The organism is Flavobacterium sp., assembly GCF_044338735.1.
In the GTDB taxonomy this organism is placed as follows: Bacteria; Bacteroidota; Bacteroidia; order Flavobacteriales; family Flavobacteriaceae; genus Flavobacterium.
The window spans coordinates 1-4,166 of the sequence record NZ_JBIIWV010000175.1; the positions used below are offsets into that span (position 1 = coordinate 1).

At 33.0% G+C, this 4,166-nt stretch carries 4 protein-coding genes; all 4 read left to right on the forward strand.

Annotated features, from left to right (window positions below):
• Positions 1 to 1,108: alpha-galactosidase (locus tag ACIQZC_RS09550; protein ID WP_396138999.1), on the forward strand; the 1,108-nt coding region annotated here is incomplete at its 5' end.
• A 68-nt stretch (positions 1,109 to 1,176) separates the two neighbouring features.
• Complete coding sequence (locus tag ACIQZC_RS09555; RefSeq protein WP_396139000.1) at positions 1,177 to 3,180, forward strand: T9SS type A sorting domain-containing protein; 2,004 nt, start codon at positions 1,177 to 1,179, stop codon at positions 3,178 to 3,180.
• Between the two features lie 108 nt (positions 3,181 to 3,288).
• Positions 3,289 to 3,624: a hypothetical protein gene (locus ACIQZC_RS09560; protein WP_396139001.1), complete on the forward strand. Its 336-nt coding sequence runs from the start codon at positions 3,289 to 3,291 to the stop codon at positions 3,622 to 3,624.
• Between the two features lie 316 nt (positions 3,625 to 3,940).
• Positions 3,941 to 4,166, forward strand: a 226-nt coding sequence (locus ACIQZC_RS09565) for a carboxypeptidase-like regulatory domain-containing protein (protein WP_396139002.1), incomplete at its 3' end; no start/stop codon positions are given.

Below are 4,166 nucleotides of genomic sequence, written 5' to 3' on the forward strand. Positions count from 1 at the left end.
ATGGTGGACCGAACGAGGAGATTATAAATCTATAAACTCGGGTCTTTTACCTGGCGGAATCAAGGATATTGTTAGCCGAATTAAGGCCGAAGGAAAAACTCCTGGAATACATTTTGATGGATTTAGAGGTGATGAAGCATCTGAAATATATAAAGCACATCCAGAGTACTTCCTTCATGATCAAGATGGAAAGTTGGTGGTCGAAGAGAATAAAAAAGCAGACAAAGTCATGCATTATATTTACTTCGATTACTCCCATCCAGGAGCAAGAGCACATATCGCAGATTGCATAAAAAACATGAAGGATAATTGGGGAATTCGTTATTTCAAGGTGGATTTTATGCGTTACGGCCTCGAGAATGACACCAAACTTAGGAACAAACATGTTAAAAGTTTCAAAGCCTACGACCCTACAATCACAGGGGTAGAACGTTTTCGTTTGGGAATGAAAACCATGCGGGAAGCCATGGGAGATGATATCTATTTCTTAGGCTGTTCTGCTGTTTTTGGACCAACTATTGGGTTTGTGGACGGTATGCGAACTGGTGGCGACATCAATCCTATCTTCCAAGCTTTTCCTGAGCGTTGTTTAGGTAATTTAAGTAACTTTTATCTGAGTGGTAAAGTTTTCAATGGCGATGCTGATTACCTTGTTTTCCGCGAAGCCATAGACGAAGACGCAACAGTGTCTCAAGAAGATACAAAACACGGACACAGCATGACAATGAATGAAGCTCAAATGTGGGCCGATTTTAATAAATTATACGGCACTGCCCGATTGCAAAGTGATAATTTAATGATACTTCGACCAGAACGTAAAGCATTAGTGAAAGAAGTTTTTGAGTTTCCTGCGATGGAAGAAACCGTGCCGTTAGATTTTTGGGAACATGGAACTAATAAACAGGATGGGTTCGAGTTGATAATTGCCCGAAAGGATAAGGATATTTATCTTGGGGTTTTCAATTGGGGTGATAAACCTAAAGAATATGAATTGAAAGCATATGGAAAAACAAGTCCTTTGCTTTTAGAAGGTCGTCATTCTCAAATCATAAAATACGAAGGAAAAAAATCATTTGATGAACTATGCGAGAACATGAAATCGTTATAAGATATTTAATATTAAATAAGTCTATGCGTCTACATCTTTCTTAATAAGTTGGCTTAAATTATATCTAAATGAAAAAACAAGTTAAAAACTATTTATTAAATATAATTCCATTTATAATCTGTACGCTTTCTTTACATGCTCAAACGACCATTTTACCAGTTAATTCCTATGGCGTTTGGGACAGATCAAATGCCTATGACATTTCAGTTGATACTGATTACAACTATTTAAAAGGCAAAAGCGCCGATGTAAACTGGGAAGATGTGCAACCAAATAACACAAATCAATACGATTGGTCTGAGATTCAAACTATATTACAAGCAGCTTACACTAACAATCAGATGGTAAACATAAGTGTAGGAGTTGGTCCTGATGCCCCAGCTTGGATTTACGCTAATGGTGTGCCGAGTGTGGCTACTAATGACACACAACATCCAAATTGGACTCAATATCCTTATTATTTAGATATTGATTATAAAACGTATTATTTCAATATGATAGAAAGTTTCGGTAATTTCTTACGAACACTTCCTTCAAACTTATTCAGTAAAATTGCTTATGTTCAGGTAAAAACGGGATGCACAGGTGATGAAGTTGCGTATAAGGGAACGCCTCTTAATTCCTCTTATACTATTTCCGATAATCAATGGCGTACTTTTCGTTTAGAAGTATTTGAAAAATTTAGACTAACGTTTAATACGGGGAATAGTAACACCAAAATTGGGCTTCTTTTTAACAATATTGATCCTGTTGACGAACCAATAGAATGGCAATGGGTTACCAATAATGTTACTTATGGATTTGGTACCAAGGGTGGGGCTTATGCAAGGGGTCATCATCTTTCAGACGAATTAGATTTCAAAACTACTTGGACACCATATCTGGTTAATCCACAAGGATTACATTTGTTTTCTGCTGCCGAAATGGATCAAACATGGACTAAACCATATTACCAAATTAATGTTCCACTAGGCTTTTATTGGGGTGCTTTAAGTGGGTTAAATACGGGTCTTTCGGTTTGGCTAGTTACTGAAAGCGCTTTAGATGAAGCCCAAACAAGACCAGAATTACATGACGTTTTTAAGATGTTTAATAAATATTGCAAACAAGTATATCCTAGTACGGCAGATGCTGCATATTCGATTTTCCATGAAGGATTAAATTCTCAAAATACCGTTAAATTTCCAGAAAATATTTATGGTCAAGCCAATCAGCAAAACCAGTCACGATATAGTGCTATTTGTAGTGCCTATGCAAGCCGAGGTGCTCAAATGAATGATGTATTTGCGGCCACTCAAGGACAAGTGTATCAACGTGATCAGCAAACAGGGTATAATGATGCAGGTTGGAATATTGAAGAAGGGAATTACGAAAGATGGATAACTCAAATAAATCCAGATTTAACTTCAATTGGTCTATTTAGGGTAAGGGGGAATATAAATTCAAATTCATCTAAATACGATCGTTTTGCGCGATCTTTTCAAAACAGTAGTGGCAAAAATACAATGTATTTTAAATTCCATTCCGATGTGTTTTCTCTTTCAGATCCAGCTAGTTTAACATTTAAAATTACGTGGCTTGATAAAAATATAAATTCGACTTGGGCATTAAAATATTATAACTCATCAGGCTTGCAAACTGCCATAAATATAACAGGTATTGGAGATAATCAATGGAAAACAACTAACGTAACCATACAAAATCCAATTATTACCCAAAATGGAGTTTTTGGTTCTGATTTTATGTTAGTAAATACAGATAGTATTGATGATATCTTTCATGGCATTGAGATAGATATTACCCGAACAGGTTCCTTATATTCTATTGATTATAATTCTGAAAACGCTGAAACATTAATTTTCCCAAACCCAACATCGTCTATGCTTTATTGGGATAAAAAAATTGTTTCAGATGAAATTATTATCTATAATTCAATAGGGCAAATAGTTTCAAACGTCAATAAACCAGAAAACAATTCACTTAGCCTACTAAATATAGAAAAAGGGACGTATTATATTGTATTTCTTAAAGAGAAAAAAAGAATTTTAACCAAAAAAATAATAAAAGAATAACAGCAGTAATAATAAAAACAATGCAATAGCTTTTTTTAATTTATGAAAGGATTAAACCTTTTTATTTATTGAAAGTCTAAAATTTTTAACTTTAAAACAAATATAAAAATGAAAAAATTAATTTTCGCAGTTTTATTGACTGCAAGTTTAAGCGGATTTGCTCAAGATTCTAAAAAAGGTGGTGCTGATAAAATGTTGCTAAAAATGACAACAGAATTATCTTTAACAACAGATCAACAAGCACTTTTAAAACCAATTCTTGAAGAACAATCGATATTGAGAAAAGACAGCAAGGAAAATCCAGATCATGCTGATGCAAATAAAGTAAAAATCAAAGAACTTAATAAAAAAGTTAAAGAAGTATTAACACCTGCACAGCTAGAAATTCAAAAAGCCAATATGGAGAAAGCTAAAGCTGAGGGAAAAAAAGAAGGTAAAGAATAAATTTCAAATTTTTCAAAATATATAAAAACTTCCGGAAAACTGGAAGTTTTTTTTTTGAAGTAAAGTCAATTACTCAATAGCTATTTACCTATGGACCCAATTGTATTTTGATAATATGTAGTATTTGTACTATTCAAATAAATCAAAGTGTGTTTTAATTGAGACGAATTCACACTATAAAAGAGACTTTTTATACTAGTATAATTCGTCTTAAAAGTTTAGTTTTGAATTAATATGAAAGATTTATTTTTTTATAGTAATTAAATATTTATTCAAAATTGTTAAACACAACAACTTATTAATAAACCAAAAAAATATGAAATTTAAATTATTAACAATTATATTTTTAACATCTTTCTTTACCTCGTTTGCTCAAACTACGATTGAAGGAGTTGTTAATGATGATAAAGGTTTGCCCTTGATAGGAGCTAATGTAGTTGTCAAAGGAACTAAAACAGGGGTTTTAACCGATTTTGAAGGGGGTTTTAAAATAAACGCAAAATTCGGTGACGTCTTAATTGTTTCAAGTTTAGGCTTTGACA